This is a genomic window from Streptomyces sp. BK239, from assembly GCF_004217285.1.
Taxonomy (GTDB): domain Bacteria; phylum Actinomycetota; class Actinomycetes; order Streptomycetales; family Streptomycetaceae; genus Streptomyces.
The window spans coordinates 406,534-422,914 of record NZ_SHKS01000003.1; the positions used below are offsets into that span (position 1 = coordinate 406,534).

Here is a 16,381-nt window from a genome sequence, read left to right on the forward strand (position 1 = left end):
ATGGCAGCCCACCGCACCCCCACGGCGACGCCGACCCGCGCCCGCCCCGCCCGCCCGCTCCTCCCCGTCCTGGTCGCGGTGTTCACCCTCGCCGCCTCCCTCGTCCTCGCCGGCTGCTCCGACGGGGAGAGCCCCTCCGCCGTGACCAGCAAGGCCGCCTCCGCCGCCGAGTCGCTGGAGAACCGGGCGACCGCCGCCGCGTCCTCCCTCGCGGCGCAGGCCACCGGGGCCATCGCCTCGGCCACCGCGGAGATCGGCCACAAGCTGGACGGCATCAAGGGCGGCCAGGACGCCAAGAAGGACGTGAAGCTCGGGCCGGCGAGCACGGACCCCGACGGCCGTGCGAAGGCCGAGGTCACCGTCACCAACCCGGACGACGCGAAGAGGTCCTTCGCCGTCCAGGTCAACTTCACCAACACCGACGGCACCACGCTCGACACCGTCCTCGTCACCGTCCCCGACGTAGCCTCCGGCGGCACGGGCACCGCCACCGCACGCAGCAGCCACGGCCTGTCCGGCGAAGTGAAGGCCCAGTTGGGCCGTGCCGTCCGCTACTGAGCGCCGTACCGCCGAGGCGCCCCGGCAGAAGACGGCACTCGCGGCGACGCTCTTCGCGGTCGCGATGACGTTCATCGACCCCACCGCCGTCGTCCCCGCGGCCCCCGACATCGTGGACGAGCCACACCTGCCGGCCTCGTGCATCCGGTGGGCGGGCGCCGCCCGTCCGCTCGCGCTCGGCGGCCGGCCCACCGATCTGCCCGGGGCGCGCCGCGTGGCCGTGGGCTGCGCGGACGCCCTCGGCCCCGGCTTCCCGTCCGCCGTGAGCCTCCCCGGCGGGCGAGTCACGACCGACGCCGGGCGCAGCGACCGTTCACCGGTCTGACCTGCGCCGCACGGCACCGCGTCCCTGCCGCTGCGAACCTCCGGGCAAATTTTTTTGCGGGCCCGGATGAATCTTCGTGCCCTCGCGTGCGTACTCCTGTGCGTCGACCCCGCCGGGCACGAGCCAGGCGGCATCCCCTACGGGGCAGGAGGAACGGTGCGTTTTTCTCGGAACGTGATGGGAACTGCCTTTGTGGGCGGTGCCCTGAGCTTGACCCTGGCCGCGCTGGCTTATCCGTCGATGCTGGGGCTGGACACCGTCTCCACCTCCGGCGACCGGGTCATCGCCAACACCCAGTGGGGTCCTCTGACCGAGAGCGACCGCAACTTCGTGGTGGCCGTGCGCGCGGCGGGCCTGTGGGAGTACCCGGTGGGCTTCATCGGCCTGCAGAAGGGTCAGAGCCCGGCGGTGAAGACCGCCAGCGAGCACCTGATCGACGGTCACGCGGCCCTGGACACCACTTGCCGCAAGGTCGCGCCGATGCTGAACATCACTCTGCCCAACGTGGCCAGCCCTCAGCAGATGGGCTTCGTCAGCACCCTCCAGGCCGCCCAGGGCAAGCAGTTCGACATCGAGTTCGCCAACATCCTGCGCATGACGCACGGTTCCATCTTCAACACCATCGCGAAGATCCGGTCCACCACCAAGAACACCATCGTTCGCGCGCTGGCCGACCAGGCCAACGACACCGTTCTCGACCACATGACGGTGATGGAGAAGACCGGCATGGTCGACTTCGACCAGACGCTGTTCAACCAGACGACGCCGCCGAAGCTGCCCAAGTCGGACACCACACCGCCGCCGCCGGCCCCCGGACAGCCGATGGTCGTCCTCACCCCGCCGGCCACCGCCACGTCCACGCCGGTGGACATCGACGCCGCGGCCGTCGTCGGGGGCGGAGCGGCCCCGGCCCCCGCGCCCACCGCGCCCCAGCAGTAGGCGTCTCAAGGGCCTAGGCCAGCCAGACCGTCGTGTCCGGGCCGAGCGCGCCGTCGTCGAGCGGCGCGCTGCTCAGCAGCACCTCGCCGGGCGGCAGCGGCACGGGCTCCGGGGACAGGTTGACGACGCACCGCCATCCGTCGGTGCGGGCGAAGGCCAGCACACCGGGCGGGTGGCCCGGCTCCCAGGTCAGCTCCTCGCCCTGGAGCAGTTTGCGGCGCAGGCGCAGGGCCGTTCGGTAGAGCTCCAGCGTGGAGCCCTCCACGCCGTCCTGCGCCTCGACCGCGTACCGGGCGAAGGACTCCGGCTGCGGCAGCCACGCCCCGCCCGCGCCGAAGCCGTACGAGGGTCCCGTCGTCGTCCACGGCAGCGGCACGCGGCAGCCGTCGCGCCCCTTGCGCACCCGCCCCGACTGTTCCCACAGCGGGTCCTGGAGGACCTCCACGGGCAGGTCGGCGACCTCCGGCAGCCCGAGTTCCTCGCCCTGGTACACGTACGACGAGCCGGGCAGCGCCAGCATCAGCAGGGTGGCCGCGCGGGCGCGGCGCAGGCCGGCGTCCTCGTCGACGCGCGGGGCCCGTCCCCCGGACAGCAGCCAGGCGTTGTCGTCGGCGTCCGCGGGGAGCATCAGCCGGCAGGTGTGGCGGATCACGTCGTGGTTGGAGAGCACCCAGGTCGCCGAGGCGCCGACGGCCCGCGCGCCGGCCATGGACGACGTGATCACCTCACGCAGGGCGTCCGCGTCCCAAGTTGCCTGAAGATACTCGAAGTTGAAGGCCTGGTTCAGTTCGTCGGGGCGGGCGTACAGGGCGCGGCGGGCACCCGGCACCCAGGCCTCGGCGACCGCCGTGCGGGGCGGGGAGTAGGCGTCGAGGACGCGGCGCCAGTCGCGGTAGACGGCGTGGACCTCGTCGCGGTCGTAGAAGGGGTGGGCGCCCGGCGCCATCGCGGCGAGGGCCGCCTCGCCGGGCCCGCCGTCCGGTCCGAGGTCGCGCAGCGGCTCGCTCAGGTCCTTGACGAGCGCGTGCGCCACGTCCACGCGGAAGCCGTCGACGCCGCGGTCCGACCAGAAGCGCAGGGTGGTGCGGAAGTCCTCGCGAACCTCCTCGTGGTCCCAGTTCAGGTCGGGCTGCTCGCGGGCGAAGAGGTGCAGGTACCACTGGCCGTCCGGGACCCGCTGCCAGGCGCTGCCGCCGAAGACGGACTGCCAGTCGGACGGCGGGCGTTCGCCGTGCGCGCCGCGCCCGTCGCGGAAGACGTAGCGGTCGCGGGCGGGCGATCCGGGGCCGGCGGCCAGCGCCTCCTGGAACCAGACGTGCAGGTGGGAGGTGTGGTTGGGGACCAGGTCGACGATCACCTTCAGGCCGAGGCGGTGGGCCTCGGCGGTCATCGCGTCGAAGTCGTCCAGGCCGCCCAGCCGCGGGTCGACGTCCCGGTGGTCGATGACGTCGTAGCCGCCGTCGGCCAGCGGGGACGGGTAGAAGGGGCTGAGCCAGAGCGCGTCGACGCCGAGCGCGGCGAGGTGAGGCAGCCGTTCGGCGACGCCCCGCAGGTCGCCGAGTCCGTCGCCGTCGGCGTCGGCGAAGCTGCGCGGGTACACCTGGTAGACGACGGCCTGACGCCACCAGTCGGGATTGCGGGAGGACAGGTCGGGCACGGCGCTGTTCGCGTGGTCGGTCACGTACCGAAGCCTGTCCAGTTTGCCGGGAAGGTGAACACCGCGCTTTCCGGACCGCACCGTTCCGAACCTGGGGAACTCGTGAGGGAATCTTGAACACCCCCTCCATTGGCCCAGGTTGACAGCCGTCCACCGATCGACCCACGATGTGCGCACACTGTGGCGCGTGTGACCAATGAGCCCGGTGTTCCTTCTGTTCCGACCCGTCACCCCGGGCTGCTCCGCCATGCCGTGACGGGCCCTCGCCGAGATGGGATTCGCATGTCCATAGCGAGACGTGTTTCCGCTGCCCGCCTGCTGGGGGCGGGCGCCGCTTCGATCGCCCTGTGCGCCGCGTCCGTCGCCGCCGCCACCGGCGCCTTCGCCGGCACGGGCGCCCCCGGCGGCGACGGCTGGAAGTCCGGCGGCCAGTACCAGCCGGGCACCGGCGCGGGCACCGAGACGGGAACCGACCGCTGCCAGTTCTCGCTCGACGGCAAGCAGTTCTTCGACTCCGTCCGCGTCGACGACCAGAACCTCAAGCCCGGCGGCGACGGCAAGGTCCACGTCTCGGTCCGCACCGCCGGCGACGCCTCCTCCTGCACCGCCTCCCTGGCCTCCTACCTCGCCCACGGCGCCACCTTCGCCACCTCCGGTCTCCAGGTCTTCGTCGACTTCGACACCGTGACGGTCAAGGCGGGCCAGACCGACACCCTCGACATCGCGGTGCCCGACGCGGGCTGCTACGCGCAGGTCGACCTCTACCGGGGCGCGGTGAAGTTCGACGGCAAGCTCGACGCGAAGGACGGCTTCGAGCACGGGGAGCTGCCCAAGGGCCCGGACCGGCCGGTCATCAAGGACAAGCTGATCGCCGCCTGGAACGGCGGCACGAAGGACTGCACGCCCACCGAGCAGCCGCCGTCGAGCCCGCCCGCGAGCCCGCCGGCCAGCTCGCCCGGCGTCCCCTCCTCGCCGTCGGCGCCGGCCTCGCAGCCGCCGGCCGGCACGCCGTCGCAGAGCACCTCTCAGCCTCCGACGGACACCCCCTCGACGAACACCGAGTCCCCGTCCCCGTCCGCCCCGGCGCCCAGCGCCTCGGAGTCGACCCCGGCTCCCGCGCCCACGCCCAACGGCGGAGGCGGCGACCTGGCGGAGACCGGCGCGAACGGCAACACCGGCGTTCTCGTCGGCGGATCGGCGGCGCTGCTCGCGGCCGGCGCCGCGATCGTCGTCGCCACGCGACGCCGCAAGGCCACGCGCTGAGGCGACGCCGGTCACTCGCAAGGGCCTCAACGAGGCCTGAAGGGGCTTGAGGGCGTGTCCCGCTGAGCGGGTGCGCCCCCGGGTCCGTACCTGAACTCGACGCCGGCCGGGCCGTGGGAAACCGGCCGGCGTCGGTCGTCACCGGGCCCCTGACCCCCGGTCCGGGTCGGTCACGGCTTCTCCACCGTCGTCAGCCACAGGCTGACGTACCGGTCCGCGTCCACTCCCAACGCCACGTCCACCAGGGTCTGTTCGCGTCCGCCCTCGTGGATCTCCGACTCGCCCGGTACCGGGCGGCGGTCGACGACCGTCTGACCGCGCGTCGGTCCCGGGGCCAACGACACCTCCACCGGGAGCAGTTCGGTGGTCAGGCCCGCCGGGTCGACGACCGCGCACACCGCGCCCGCGTCGCCCAGACCGCCCGTCGGCGTCGGGTCGCCCGAGGAAGCCGGATCCCGGTGGGCGAGGAGCTCACCGGCCAGTCGCAGCCGCGGCTCGGAACTGGCGCGCAGCCTCTGCACGTCCGCCGCCGGGACGAGCACCCGCTGGAACACGTCGAGCCCGTACATCGTGATCGGCACCCCGGCCGTCAGCAGGATCGCCGCCGCCTCCGGGTCGTGCCAGACGTTGAACTCCGCCACCGGGGTGGCGTTCCCGGTCGCCACCGCCCCGCCCATGAACACGATCCGCTCGATGTTGCGGACCACCTCGGGATGCGTGCGCAGCAGCAGGGCGATGTTGGTGAGCGGCGCGGTCGGGACGAGGGTGACCGGGCGCGGCGAGGCGAGGATCTCGCGCCGCAGCAGCGTCACCGCGTCCACGTCGACCGGCGCCCGGGTCGGCGCGGGCAGGCCGAGGTCGCCCATCCCGTCCGCCCCGTGCACGTGCCGGGCCGTGCGCACCGGCTCGATCAGCGGCCGCTCCGCCCCGCGCGCGACGGGGATGTCACCGGCGCCGGCCTGCTCCAGCACCGTCAGCGTGTTGCGGACGACGCCGTCCACATCGGTGTTCCCGGCCACACAGGTCACCGCCCGCACATCGAGCCCGGGGTGCCGGACGGCGAACAGCAGGGCCAGGGCGTCGTCGACGCCGGTGTCGCAGTCGATGATCACCGGGACGGGCTGACCGGTCACGGTGGACCCCCTCTTCCTGGGAACTCTCTGGGAGCTTCCTGACGACGGCTCTCCGACAGCGACCTTACGCACCTCCCCGCGCGCGTGCGGCCACCCGGGTGCAGCAGTCGCGTAGCCCGGACGGATCGTCCCGGTCGTCGGGGGGTGGGCCAGGTGGTGGCGTGGGGATGGCAGTGCCTTGTGTCCGCCCCCTTTCGGCCGATGCGGGAGGAACCCTCCGATGAACCGCCGTGCCCTCCTCGCCAGTGCCCTGTCCGGCACCGGGCTCCTGCTCGGCGCGGCCGCCTGCGCCACGCTCGGGCTGGAGCATCCGCCCACCGCGCGACCGCCACAGCCGACGGTGGGGCAGTCGTCGGCGAAACCGTCCGCGCCGGCCGCGTCGTCGGTCCTCACCGACGCGCAGGCGCAGGCCGCGCTCATCACCGACACCGACCTCGGGGCCCCCTGGATCCCCACCCGGGGCGCCGCGACCTGGCGGGACGGCATGCTCAAGGCGATCACGCCCACCGCCGAGTGCCAGAAGCTGCTGGACGGCCTGTACGCCGACGAACTGCTCGGCGGGCCGGCCCGCGCGGTCGTCGCGCTCGACGACGCCGACACCGGGGCCCAGCTGCGCTACCAGCTCACCGACCGGCGGCCCCGGGACGCCGACCGCGCCCTGGACTGGATGCGGACCCTGCCGGGCCGATGCGCCCGGTTCACCGCCCGGGCCCCGGACGGCACCGTGCTGGACGTGGTGGTCACCGACCTGGCGCTGCCGGAGGTCGGCGACGCCCGTCAGGGGCTGCGGGTGACGCTCACGAACTGGGAGACCGACGGCGACCCGATCACGCTCTCCCTCGACGTCGCCGCCGTCCGCGCCGGCGAGGACACCTTCGTCCTCACCAACGGCAGCATGGGCGACGTACCGAACGAGGCCACCCAGGCCGCGGTGCAGCTCGGTGTGCAGCGGCTGACGGAGGTCAGGAAGCAGGGCCGGGTGCAGGTGTGACGGCGGACGCCGACCGTCGCCGGCGGGCGGGCGTCGGTCCGCCGGGTCTGCGGGGGGGGGTGTGCACGGCGTCGGTCCGCCCGGTCTCCGGTGGCGCGCCCGGCGTCAGTCCGTGTCGAAGCGGGTCTCTCTGGCGACCACCTCGTGCGCCACGTCCAGCACCGTGCGGCCCGCCGCGAACGCGTGGGCGCGCAGCAGGGCGAGCGCCTCGGCGGAGGCCACCTTCCGCTGGGCCATGACCATGCCCACCGCCTGGTACACCTCGTCGTGGTCGGTGGCCAGCGGACTCAGCCACAGCCCGTCGCCGCGCCGGCCCGCCTCCTCCCCGCGCGGCAGCGCCGTCAGCGCCACCGTCAGCGCGTCCGCCACCAGACGGGCCGTGCGCACCTCGTCGGCGGCCAGATCGCCGGGCACGTCACGGTAGAGGTCGAGGGTGCCCACGCACACCGAACGGTCGCCCAACGGCAGCGCGTACACCGCGACCACGCCCGCCGCCGCGGCCTGCTGGGCGAACACCGGCCAGCGTGAGGCGTCCCGGCCGGCCGTGAGATCGCGGGCGAAGACGGGCGCGCCGGTCTCCGCCGCCCGCAGACACGGCCCGTCGCCCAGCGTGGCCTGCATCTCCATGAGGTACGCGGCCCGCGCGCCGCTCGCGCTCAACGGCACGGGCATCCCGTCCCCGCACAGCGACACGCTCGCCCCGCTCACCGGCAGCAGCCGCACCGCGGCGGCGCACAGCCGGTCCGGCACGTCACCGGGTTCGACGCCCCGCACCGCCCGGGCGAGCACCTCGGCGGCCGGCTCCCGTTCCCGATCGCGCACGGCGACCACCTCCGCGCACGGGCTCCCCCACGCCTCTTCGTCGTCGGGCCGGGTAACCCCGCCGCCCCGCCGGAAACCGGCGACGGCAAGGCTTCTCGCACGGGGTCCGCGCGGCCGCGCTACAGCGGCGGCTGCGCCGGGGCCGGGCCCAGCGTCGTCGTGCCCGGGGCCGTGCGGTGGCCCAGGCCGGTGCGGTAGGCGTCGAGCGCGGCCTCGACCCGCCCCGTACGGCGCAGCAGATCGCCGAGCAGCCTGCACAGGTCGGCGAGGTCGCCGGCCGCGCCGGCCCGCTCCAGCAGGCTGAGGGCGCGTACGTAGTGCTCCTCGGCGGTGTCGGTGTCGCGGGCGTCCTCCGCGATGATGCCGAGCAGCCGGTGCGCCGCCGCCGAGTGCAGGGCCCCGCGCTCGGCGGTGAAGTCGCTGAGCACCCGGTGCAGCAGCGCGGCGGCCTCCTCGGACTTGCCGCGCCGGTGCAGCACGTCGGCCAGCTCGACGGCCACCTGGCTGGAGTAGAGGGCGGCCCGCTTGGCGGAGAGCATGTCCAGGGCGAGCCGCATCTCGCTCTCGGCGCGCTCCAGTTCGCCGTTCTGCGCGCACACGTAACCGCGCATCCAGTGGCAGTTGGCGAGCTCGGTGCGGATCTGCAACTGCCGGTACAGCTCGGCCGCCTTGGCGAGGGAGGCGTCGGCCTCGGCGACGCGCCCCTCGGCGAGGAGCGTGCGGGCGACGGACCGGTGCATCCGCGCGACCAGTTCCGGATCGCCGGCCTGCGGGGCGAGCGCGAGGGCGAGTTCGGCGGCCTGGGCGGCGCGGGCCTGGGCGCCCATGTCCATGTAAGGGCCGATGACGCTGGCGTAGAGGACGAGCAGCGCGTCCGGGTCGTGCAGTCCGCCGCGGTTGAGCTCGTCGAGGGTGGACTCCAGCAGGTAGACGGCGTAGCGGAGTTCACCGGCCAGGTAGTGGGAGACGGCACGGCCGCGGAGGGCGGGGACCCGGGCGGGCAGCGGCGCGTCGGCGAGGGACCGCTCGGCGCGCTCGAAGTACTCCCGCCCGACCTCCAGTTCGCCGGTGACCAGCCCGCATTCGCCGAGGCCGAGGAGGGCGGCGGCCACTTCGGCCGTCAGGGCGTGCTCCTCGGCCTCGGCGAGCACCGACTCGAACGCCTCGGCCGCCGCTTCCGTGGCGCCCGTGGCGAGGGTGCGCTGTGCGTCCGTGAGGCGCAGCCGCAGTCCGGTGACCAGCCGGACCGAACGCCCGGTGGCCAGCTCGTCGAACTCGACGCCGAGCCGGTCGGCGAGATGCCTGAGCGCGTCGTCCGAGGGCCGCACCCGGCCGGACTCCAGGGTGGAGACGTAGGCGGGCGTGTACGCCGGCTCCGCCAACTGCCTCTGCGTCAGACCGCGTTCCATGCGGAGCTGCTGCACTCTTCTGCCGATGACGCTGGGATCATCGCGGTCCGCCATCGCCCAACTCCCCTGCTGCCCCTTGCCGTTCGGCTCCCCCAGCGCCTAGGTTAAACGGCGGGTTAAGCATCCGTACGGACGATGCTTAACTCGCGACAGCCGCGGTTCGCACTCCTGTCACGCAAAGCCGCCCTGTCGCTCCCGCGCTCTGTTGCTCCTGCCGCTCCTGCGAGGTAGCCGTGCTCGAACGCACCGACACCCCCGGGCGTCTCACCAGGGGACTCGCCGCCGCTCTCATCGCCGTGACCGCCCTGGTCCTGGCCGCGAACGCGGGCCCGACCCGAGGGGCGGAACCCTCCCGCACCCAGCACACCACCCACGTCGATCCCGACACGGCCTCCTCGGCGGCGCGGACCGGCGTCCGCTGAGGCCGCGGACTCAACTCTGCGTCTGGAGCTGCAGCCGGCGCAGTTGACGGTGGACGTGGTCCAGGGCGCCTTCCCGACGGCCGGGGACCCGGGCGCGCAACTCCGCGAGAGCCGGGCCCAGTTCGCGGGCGCTGTCCGTCTCGTCGATGCGTCCCCACTGGTGGTGCGCCCGGTCCACGGCCGCCTCCACCGCGGGGGCGTCGGCGGGCTGTCCCGCGGTCAGCCGGGCGCCGGCCACCGCCATCCACGCACGGCAGCTGCGCGCCGCGTCCCCCGCGAACATCGCCAGGTCGGCCCGCACCTCGGCCCAGTGCAGCGTCTCCTCCGACCCCGCCCCGTGCTCGACGGCGGCGGACCGCTCCCAGCGGGCGGCGAGAGCGTCGGCGTCGGCGTGCCGCCCGGCCTGGACGGCGGCGGCGATGGCGAGGTGGGGATCGGTGTCCACCGGGGCCGGCGGGACGGGGGCCCCGGGGAAGTGGGCGGGGAGCGGGGGGAGCGGGCCGGAGGGGGCCGGGACGGCGAGGGCGGCGGGGGCGGCTCCCGGCGCCGTACGGGGGGCCGCGCCCGCACCCGTTCCTGCGCCCGCACCCGTGCGCACACCCATGCCCGCGCCCATGCTCCCGCCGCCCGGAAGACCGGTCCCCGTGCCCGAGAGGACCAGGTCCCCCACTTCCCCCTCGCCCGCGATCCGCGCCGCCGCCATGTGGTGCAGCTGCTCCAGCGGAGGCCGGCCGCCGCTGCGCAGCACCGTGGCCACGGCCTTCATGTACGTCGGCACAGCGACCCGCCGCCGTCCTGGCGGCGGCGCGACCCGCCCGTGCACGGCCACCGTCGGCCCGCAGTCCAGCGCGTTCGCCCGCAGCCACACCCAGCTCTCCGCGTCGGCGTGCAGATCGAGGACGAGAGTCGTCGTCCCCGCCGCCCGCAGCCGCAGCTCCTCACGGAACCAGTGCCAGGGGAACCCGGTGTACCGCACGGTCGCCGGCGTGGTCCGGGCCAGCGCGAGATGGGGCAGCCGCTGACGCCGGTCGAGCTGGAGCTGTCCGGTGACGAACAGGGTCAACGGCCCCGGCGAGGCCGCAGCGGCCCGCAGCCGGGTGAGGACGGCCTGCGGCTCCAGCGGATCGGCGAGCTCGACGACGTTCGCGGTCTCGGTGCCGGCCAGCACGGCCGGCGGCACCGCCGCGAGCACGGGGAGCACCGAGGCCGCGTCCACCAGGCACCCCTTGCCCGCCGGCGAGGCCGCGAGCAGCAGCACGGTTCCGGGCATGGTCCCTCCCCTGTCGATCACGTACGTCAGCACGGTAACCGCTGCGCCGACGGAGGAGGGCCTCAGCCCGTCAAACGTCCCCATACGGAGCGTTCGTCCAGGGAGCGTTCGTCCGAGGAGCGTTCGCCGCCCCCGCCGCGCCTTCGCCCGTCAAGCCCTCCCTTCCCTCCGCACCGCGAAGATCGTCGTGTCGTCGGCGAGACGTCCCCCGCAGTGCCTCAGCGTGCGGTCGCGGACGAAGGCGACCAGGCGGGCGGGATCGGCGGTGCGCGGATCCCGGGCGAACGCGGCGGCGACGTCCTCGACGAGCGGGTAGAACGCGCCCTCCCGGTCCCGGGCCTCGGTGACCCCGTCGGTGACCAGCAGCAGCGTCTCCCCGGGCGCGAGCGCGGTCCGCAGCACGGGCGGCGGAGCGCCGTCGGTGAGCTCGGCGAGACCGAGCGGGAGCCCCTCGGCCAACGGCAGCAGGCGTACGCCGCCGGGCCCGACCGCGAGCGGCGGCTCGTGCCCGAAGTCGACGACCTCCACGGCCCCCGCCTCCCCCTCGGGGAACCCCAGCAGCACGGCGGTGGCGAAACGGTCGCCGTCGTCGCGGCCGAGGGCCACGGTGTGGCCGCGGTGCCGCCGCATCCGGGTCTCCAGCCGGCCGGCCACGGTCGCGAGCTCCGGCTCGTGGTACGCGGACTCGCGGAAGGTCCCCAGCAGCGCGGCGGCCGCCTCCACCGCGCCGAGTCCCTTGCCCTGCACGTCGCCGAGGAGGACGCGGGTGCCGTTCGGGCCGGGCTGGATGTCGTAGAAGTCGCCGCCCATACGGGCGTCGGCGTCCGCGGCGAGATACTCCTCGGCGTGGTCGAGGGCGCCCCAGCCGGGCGGCAGCGGCCGCAGCACCGTACGGCGGGTGGTCGCGGCGATGTGCTGCATGTGCAGCATGCGCTGCTCGCCGCGCACCCGGACCGCGGCGGCGAGGACGGAGAGGACGCCGCCGGCGAGGACGAGGACGAAGTCCGCCGGACCCGCCCGGTACTGGACCGGCCAGGCGGCGTCCGCGGCGACGTAGGTGAACAGCGCGAGCACCGCGAACAGCGCCGTCGTCCACACCCCGCACAGCGCCGCGGCGATCGCGGCGACGAACACGCACCACGAGACGATCCTGAACTCGCCGCTGGTGTTGTAGTCGACGAAGGCGATGACGACGAGGGTCAGCAGCGGCACGAGCCAGGTCACGCTGCGGCCCCGGATCCGCAGCAGCCGATGACGCTCGACGTGCAGGCGCCGGGCTCGCGGGGAGCGGTAGGGCAGCCTCGGACGCCCACGGTCGCTCACCGCTTCAGCGAAACACGCGCCGCGCCCGGCCGCATCCGGGCAGCCGACTTGCCACCGCACCCCACCCAGGTGTGCCCTGGAAGGCGGGGGCGAGGAGAGAGAGGAGTGCTCTCATGGCTCATGCGGTATCCGCGTCGGGCATGCCCCGCACGCCCATCGGGCCCGGCGCCGGCGGCGGCGCCCTGCCCGACGTCTTCGACGCGCGCACCCATTTGATCGCCAGCTGGGCGGTGCCCGTCGCCCTCGGGCTGGTCTACGGCTACTGGGCCGCCGCCAACCAGCGCAGCGGCGGGCCGATCACCGGCTGGAACGTCCTGTTCGGCTTCGTGACCGCCCTCGTGTTCATCGCGCTGTACGCCGGCGTGCGCGCCCTCGCCCGGCACCGGCGGCGCGAGCTGCACGCCCTGCTGTGGGCGGCGTTCGCGGGCTGCGCGATGGGCTTCCTGGTCAACCAGTCCGGCACGAGCGTCCTCTACTCCGTGGGCATCTCGCTCGCGACCGGGGCCGGCTTCTTCGTGGTGCTCTTCTACCGCTACTACACGCACGAGGACGCGGAAGGACACCGCATCGGCTGAGCCCAGCACCGGCCGACACGGACACGGCGGCGGTGCTCGGGAGCCGACGACGCGCACGGGCCCGGCGGTGCTCGGGAGCCGACGACGCACGCGGGCCCCGGCGGTCACCGCCGGGGCCCACGCGTTTCCCTCATCCCTCCACTCACCGGGCGGACGGGATCGCTCCCACCGCCCGACGAGGCTCTCGGACTCCCCAGAACCATGAGACACCCGTTCGGGTGAACGCTCCACCCGAGGCCGCCCCGCGCGGAGCGCCCCCCGGCCTGCGGGCCGCCACCCGAGCGGCCGCGCCCCGCTCGCGCCCGCCGCACCAGCGCCCTTGCCTGGAGACACACCGGTACCCCGGCACTCCGGACAAGGGGGTGGAACCGTGGCCACGACCGTCACCGGCACCACGACGCGCGGCGTGACCACCGCCGCCGCCTCCCGACGCCTCAGGAACGCCGTCTCGGCCGCCCTGATCGCCGTGTCCTGCCTCCTGCTGCCCTGCGGCGCGCTGGCCGCCTGGGCCGCGTACGGCCTCACCGACACCGGCCGCTACGTGGCCGCCATGGCTCCGCTCGCCTCCGATCCTGCGGTCCGGGACGCGGTCGCCGAGACGGTCGGCGACGGCATCCTGCGCGAGGCCGCCCTCGGCCGCCACCCCCTGCACGCCGAGGTGAAGCCCTTCGTCCACGACGCGGTGCGCTCCTTCACCCACACCCGCGCCTTCCACACCGCGTGGGACACCGGCAACGAGGCCGCGCACCGGGCCGTCATGACGGCCCTGCACGACGACCGCGCCGACGACGTCAGCGTCGACCTGGCCCCCGTGGTCGACGGCATAAAACGCCAACTGGCCGCCGACCACGCCCCGTTCGCCGATCGCATCCCCGTCACGCACACCCGGGTCGCACTGCTCCCCGCCCATGACCTGGTCACGCTCCGGAAGGGCTACCACGTGCTCGACGTCGCCGCCTTCTGGCTGCCGCTGACGGCGGTCCTCCTCGCCGCCGCCGGCATCGCCCTGGCCGCCTGCCGCCGCCGCGCGCTCACGGCGACCGCCCTGGGCACGGCCCTCGGCGGCGCCCTCCTCGGCCTCGCGGTGTCCCTCGGCCGCCGGCTCACCCTCGCCGACCTCCCCGACCAGACCCACCGCCCCGCGGCCGCCGCCGTCTACGACGCCCTCACCACCACCCTGCGCACCGCGTCCTGGCTGCTCGTGGCGCTGGGCCTGACCACCGCGGCGGCCACCTGGCTGACCCACCGAGCACGCCTCGCCCGCCGGGGTCCCGGCGGGACCCCGGCGCACTCGGCGCGCCCGGGGAAGCGGCCGCGGATCGAGGTGTAGCCGTGAGCAGGGGTGGGCTCGGAGCCGTGGAACCGTGCCCGCCCGGGCGGTCAGACGCCGACGTCCTCCCCGTCGCCCCGCCAGACGGCCACCACCGCCGGCCGCACGATCTTCCCGGGACCGTCGGGCCAGACGCTCTTCGGGTTCTCCACGGACGCCCCGTCCAGCTCCCCCGGGTGCTGGACGGCCACGACCACCCGCCGCTCCTGGATGATCGGCCCGCACGTCTCCGCCCCGTTCGGCACCGTGAGGAACTGCTTCAGCTCACCCCGCCGCGGGCCCCGGGTGGCCACGCCGAACAGCCCGTCGTGCGAACCGAGTTGCGAGCCGTCCGTGGAGATCCACAGGTTGCCGTACGGATCGAAGGCCACGTTGTCGGGGCAGGAGATCGGGCTGACGGCGTCCTTCGGGAACCCGGCGAAGTAGGTGGCCGGGTCCTCCGGATCACCGGCGACGAGGAACAGCGACCAAGCGAACCGGGTGGACTCCGCCCGGTTCCCGCGCTCGGTCAGCTCCAGCACGTGCCCGTGCTTGTTGGCGTTGCGCGGATTGGCCTCGTCCGCCTTGGCGTTGGCGCCGACGCCGCGGTTGCCGTTGTTCGTCAGCGCGACGTACACCTTTCCGGTCACCGGGTTCGGCTCGATGTCCTCGGGCCGGTCCATCTTCGTCGCGCCGACCTTGTCGCCGGCGAGCCGTGTGAAGACGAAGACCTCCTCCGCCGTCATCCCTTCGACGTGCGAGACGGCGCCCCGCGCGCTCGCGGTGGCCAGCGGGATCCACTCCCCGCTGCCGTCGAACTCCCCGTCGCCCGGCAGCTTCCCGGTGCCGTCGATCTCGACCGCGGGCGAGTCCCCGGTGAGCTTCGCGACGTACAGCGTCCCCTCGTCGAGCAGCGACAGGTTGTGCTCGCGCGCGGCACGCGAGCCGCCCTTGCGCATCCGCTTGCTGCTGACGAACTTGTAGAAGTAGTCGAACCGTTCGTCGTCCCCGGAGTACACGACGGGCCGCCCGTCGTCGGTGAGCCGGACCGTCGCGGCCTCGTGCTTGAAGCGGCCGAGCGCGGTGTGCTTGCGGGGCGTGGAGTCCGGGTCGTACGGGTCGAACTCGACGACGTAGCCGAACCGGTGCACCTCGTTCGGCTCCTGGGCGACGTCGAACCGCTTGTCGAACCGTTCCCACTTGCGCTCGCTGGCCCCGGTGCCGATGCCGTACCGCTTGTCGGTGGCGCGGCCGCTGTTGGCGAAGTACTGGTTGAAGTTCTCCTCGCCGTGGAGCGTCGTGCCCCAGGGCGTGGTGCCGCCGGAGCAGTTGTTGAGCGTGCCGAGGACCTTGCGGCCCGTCGGGTCGGCGGAGGTCCGCAGCAGCGGGGACCCGGCGGCGGGGCCGGTGATCCGGAACTCGGTGGTCGCGGTGACGCGCCGGTTGAGCGGATGCCGCGGCACGGCGGTCAGCCGCCCGGTGCGCCGGTCCTCCTCCACGACGACGGCGGAGAGCCCGTGCGCGGCCCAGGCGATCTCGGCCTGCTCCCGGGTCGGGTTCGCGGCGTCGTAACCGCGGAACATCAGGATCTCGTCGGTGTACTCGTGGTTGGCGACGAGCAGTTGCCGTCCGCGCTCGCCGGGCAGCGGCAGCAGGGAGAGGAAGTCGCAGTTGTACCCGAACTGCCCGGCCTGGGCCTTCGCCGTCTGCTTCTCCGGGTCGAAGGCGGGAGCGCCGCGCAGAATGGGCTCGCCCCAGCGGATGACGACGTTCTGCCGGTACCCGTCGGGGACGACGACGGCGTCGACGGTGTTGGGCGCGACGGCGGAGTAGCGCAGCCCCCGGGCGGCCTTCCCCGTCGCGCCCCCCTTCCCGTACGTCCCCCGGGCCGCGGCCTCCCGCGTCGCGGCGGCGGCCGGCCGGGCCCCGGTGACGCCGGCCGCACCGGCGGCGCCCGCGACGGTGACGACGGCGGCGGCACGCATCATCGACCGGCGGCTCAGGGCCCCCGCGATGACGTCGCCGACGTACTCGTTGGCGCTGGTGTTGGGCACCTCCTGGAAGCAGGCGTCACCACACCGGAACCGGCAGGTCATGGCGGAACGTCCGCCCGGATGCGAATGGGACGGCGATCCGATCAGCGGCAGCGGTTTGCGCACTTTACTCTCCCCTTGCGTGCCCGTGGTGTGAGCGTGACGCTAGGGGCGTCTTTGTGCGGGGGCGCTGACGCTGGGTGAACGACGGGTGAATCCCCGGCATCCGCACGGGTGTTGAGCCGGAGCGAAGACGGTATTGACACGCCCGCCCCCCGCCCGCTCACCCCTACCCAAGATCACCACCGGGGGCCGCTAACCTTACGTGTCCGTCCTGGCCAGGGATTGACGG

Annotated in this window: 15 protein-coding genes; 8 read left to right on the forward strand and 7 right to left on the reverse strand. The window is 74.3% G+C overall.

Annotated elements, in window-relative coordinates; genetic code table 11:
• From EV567_RS11835 to EV567_RS11845, 3 genes are all read left to right on the forward strand, one after another.
• Complete coding sequence (locus tag EV567_RS11835) at positions 1 to 558, forward strand: hypothetical protein (RefSeq protein ID WP_242620768.1); 558 nt, start codon at positions 1 to 3, stop codon at positions 556 to 558.
• Complete coding sequence (locus EV567_RS11840; RefSeq protein ID WP_130438970.1) at positions 542 to 883, forward strand: hypothetical protein; 342 nt, start codon at positions 542 to 544, stop codon at positions 881 to 883. The genes EV567_RS11835 and EV567_RS11840 overlap by 17 nt, the downstream gene beginning before the upstream one ends.
• A 177-nt stretch (positions 884 to 1,060) precedes the next feature.
• Positions 1,061 to 1,822: a DUF4142 domain-containing protein gene (locus tag EV567_RS11845; RefSeq protein ID WP_207228743.1), complete on the forward strand. Its 762-nt coding sequence runs from the start codon at positions 1,061 to 1,063 to the stop codon at positions 1,820 to 1,822.
• Between the two features lie 13 nt (positions 1,823 to 1,835).
• Here EV567_RS11845 and EV567_RS11850 read toward each other — a convergent pair whose 3' ends face one another.
• Positions 1,836 to 3,503 carry a glycoside hydrolase family 13 protein gene (locus tag EV567_RS11850; RefSeq protein ID WP_130438974.1) on the reverse strand — a complete coding sequence of 556 codons (1,668 nt, stop codon included), beginning with the start codon at positions 3,501 to 3,503 and terminating at the stop codon, positions 1,836 to 1,838.
• 258 nt (positions 3,504 to 3,761) lie between these two features.
• Between EV567_RS11850 and EV567_RS11855 the strand changes: the two genes are divergently transcribed.
• Complete coding sequence (locus EV567_RS11855) at positions 3,762 to 4,742, forward strand: LAETG motif-containing sortase-dependent surface protein (protein WP_130438976.1); 981 nt, start codon at positions 3,762 to 3,764, stop codon at positions 4,740 to 4,742.
• A 170-nt stretch (positions 4,743 to 4,912) separates the two neighbouring features.
• Here the strand turns inward: EV567_RS11855 and EV567_RS11860 are convergent, their stop codons facing one another.
• A complete protein-coding gene (locus EV567_RS11860; RefSeq protein WP_130438978.1) occupies positions 4,913 to 5,875 on the reverse strand; it encodes a nucleoside hydrolase in 963 nt (320 codons plus the stop codon).
• A gap of 220 nt (positions 5,876 to 6,095) precedes the next feature.
• Between EV567_RS11860 and EV567_RS11865 the strand changes: the two genes are divergently transcribed.
• Positions 6,096 to 6,866, forward strand: a complete 771-nt coding sequence (locus EV567_RS11865) for a hypothetical protein (RefSeq protein ID WP_130438980.1) — start codon at positions 6,096 to 6,098, stop codon at positions 6,864 to 6,866.
• 105 nt (positions 6,867 to 6,971) lie between these two features.
• Here the strand turns inward: EV567_RS11865 and EV567_RS11870 are convergent, their stop codons facing one another.
• Complete coding sequence (locus EV567_RS11870; RefSeq protein WP_242620769.1) at positions 6,972 to 7,688, reverse strand: GAF and ANTAR domain-containing protein; 717 nt, start codon at positions 7,686 to 7,688, stop codon at positions 6,972 to 6,974.
• 119 nt (positions 7,689 to 7,807) lie between these two features.
• On the reverse strand, positions 7,808 to 9,151 hold the full coding sequence (locus EV567_RS11875; RefSeq protein ID WP_130438984.1) for a helix-turn-helix transcriptional regulator: 1,344 nt from the start codon (positions 9,149 to 9,151) through the stop codon (positions 7,808 to 7,810).
• A gap of 179 nt (positions 9,152 to 9,330) precedes the next feature.
• On the opposite strand from EV567_RS11875, the gene EV567_RS11880 reads away from it, so the two are divergent.
• On the forward strand, positions 9,331 to 9,519 hold the full coding sequence (locus EV567_RS11880; protein WP_130438986.1) for a hypothetical protein: 189 nt from the start codon (positions 9,331 to 9,333) through the stop codon (positions 9,517 to 9,519).
• A 10-nt stretch (positions 9,520 to 9,529) separates the two neighbouring features.
• Here EV567_RS11880 and EV567_RS11885 read toward each other — a convergent pair whose 3' ends face one another.
• Positions 9,530 to 10,789: a hypothetical protein gene (locus tag EV567_RS11885; protein ID WP_130438988.1), complete on the reverse strand. Its 1,260-nt coding sequence runs from the start codon at positions 10,787 to 10,789 to the stop codon at positions 9,530 to 9,532.
• Between the two features lie 150 nt (positions 10,790 to 10,939).
• Positions 10,940 to 12,112, reverse strand: coding sequence for a PP2C family protein-serine/threonine phosphatase (locus EV567_RS11890; RefSeq protein WP_207228744.1), 1,173 nt, complete (start codon positions 12,110 to 12,112; stop codon positions 10,940 to 10,942).
• 113 nt (positions 12,113 to 12,225) lie between these two features.
• Between EV567_RS11890 and EV567_RS11895 the strand changes: the two genes are divergently transcribed.
• Positions 12,226 to 12,687, forward strand: a complete 462-nt coding sequence (locus tag EV567_RS11895) for a hypothetical protein (RefSeq protein WP_407071582.1) — start codon at positions 12,226 to 12,228, stop codon at positions 12,685 to 12,687.
• A gap of 370 nt (positions 12,688 to 13,057) precedes the next feature.
• Complete coding sequence (locus tag EV567_RS11900) at positions 13,058 to 14,017, forward strand: hypothetical protein (protein ID WP_242620770.1); 960 nt, start codon at positions 13,058 to 13,060, stop codon at positions 14,015 to 14,017.
• A 50-nt stretch (positions 14,018 to 14,067) separates the two neighbouring features.
• Here EV567_RS11900 and EV567_RS11905 read toward each other — a convergent pair whose 3' ends face one another.
• Positions 14,068 to 16,155: a PhoX family phosphatase gene (locus EV567_RS11905; RefSeq protein WP_130438990.1), complete on the reverse strand. Its 2,088-nt coding sequence runs from the start codon at positions 16,153 to 16,155 to the stop codon at positions 14,068 to 14,070.
• Between the last annotated feature and the right edge of the window lie 226 nt (positions 16,156 to 16,381).

Bases quoted from the DNA above. Each gene is read 5' to 3' on its own strand.
- EV567_RS11835 (WP_242620768.1), top strand. From the start codon at position 1: ATGGCAGCCCACCGCACCCCCACGGCGACGCCGACCCGCGCCCGCCCC.
- EV567_RS11845 (WP_207228743.1), top strand. From the start codon at position 1,061: ATGGGAACTGCCTTTGTGGGCGGTGCCCTGAGCTTGACCCTGGCCGCG.
- EV567_RS11855 (WP_130438976.1), top strand. From the start codon at position 3,762: ATGTCCATAGCGAGACGTGTTTCCGCTGCCCGCCTGCTGGGGGCGGGC.
- EV567_RS11865 (WP_130438980.1), top strand. From the start codon at position 6,096: ATGAACCGCCGTGCCCTCCTCGCCAGTGCCCTGTCCGGCACCGGGCTC.
- EV567_RS11875 (WP_130438984.1), bottom strand. From the start codon at position 9,151: ATGGCGGACCGCGATGATCCCAGCGTCATCGGCAGAAGAGTGCAGCAG.
- EV567_RS11885 (WP_130438988.1), bottom strand. From the start codon at position 10,789: ATGCCCGGAACCGTGCTGCTGCTCGCGGCCTCGCCGGCGGGCAAGGGG.
- EV567_RS11895 (WP_407071582.1), top strand. From the start codon at position 12,226: ATGGCTCATGCGGTATCCGCGTCGGGCATGCCCCGCACGCCCATCGGG.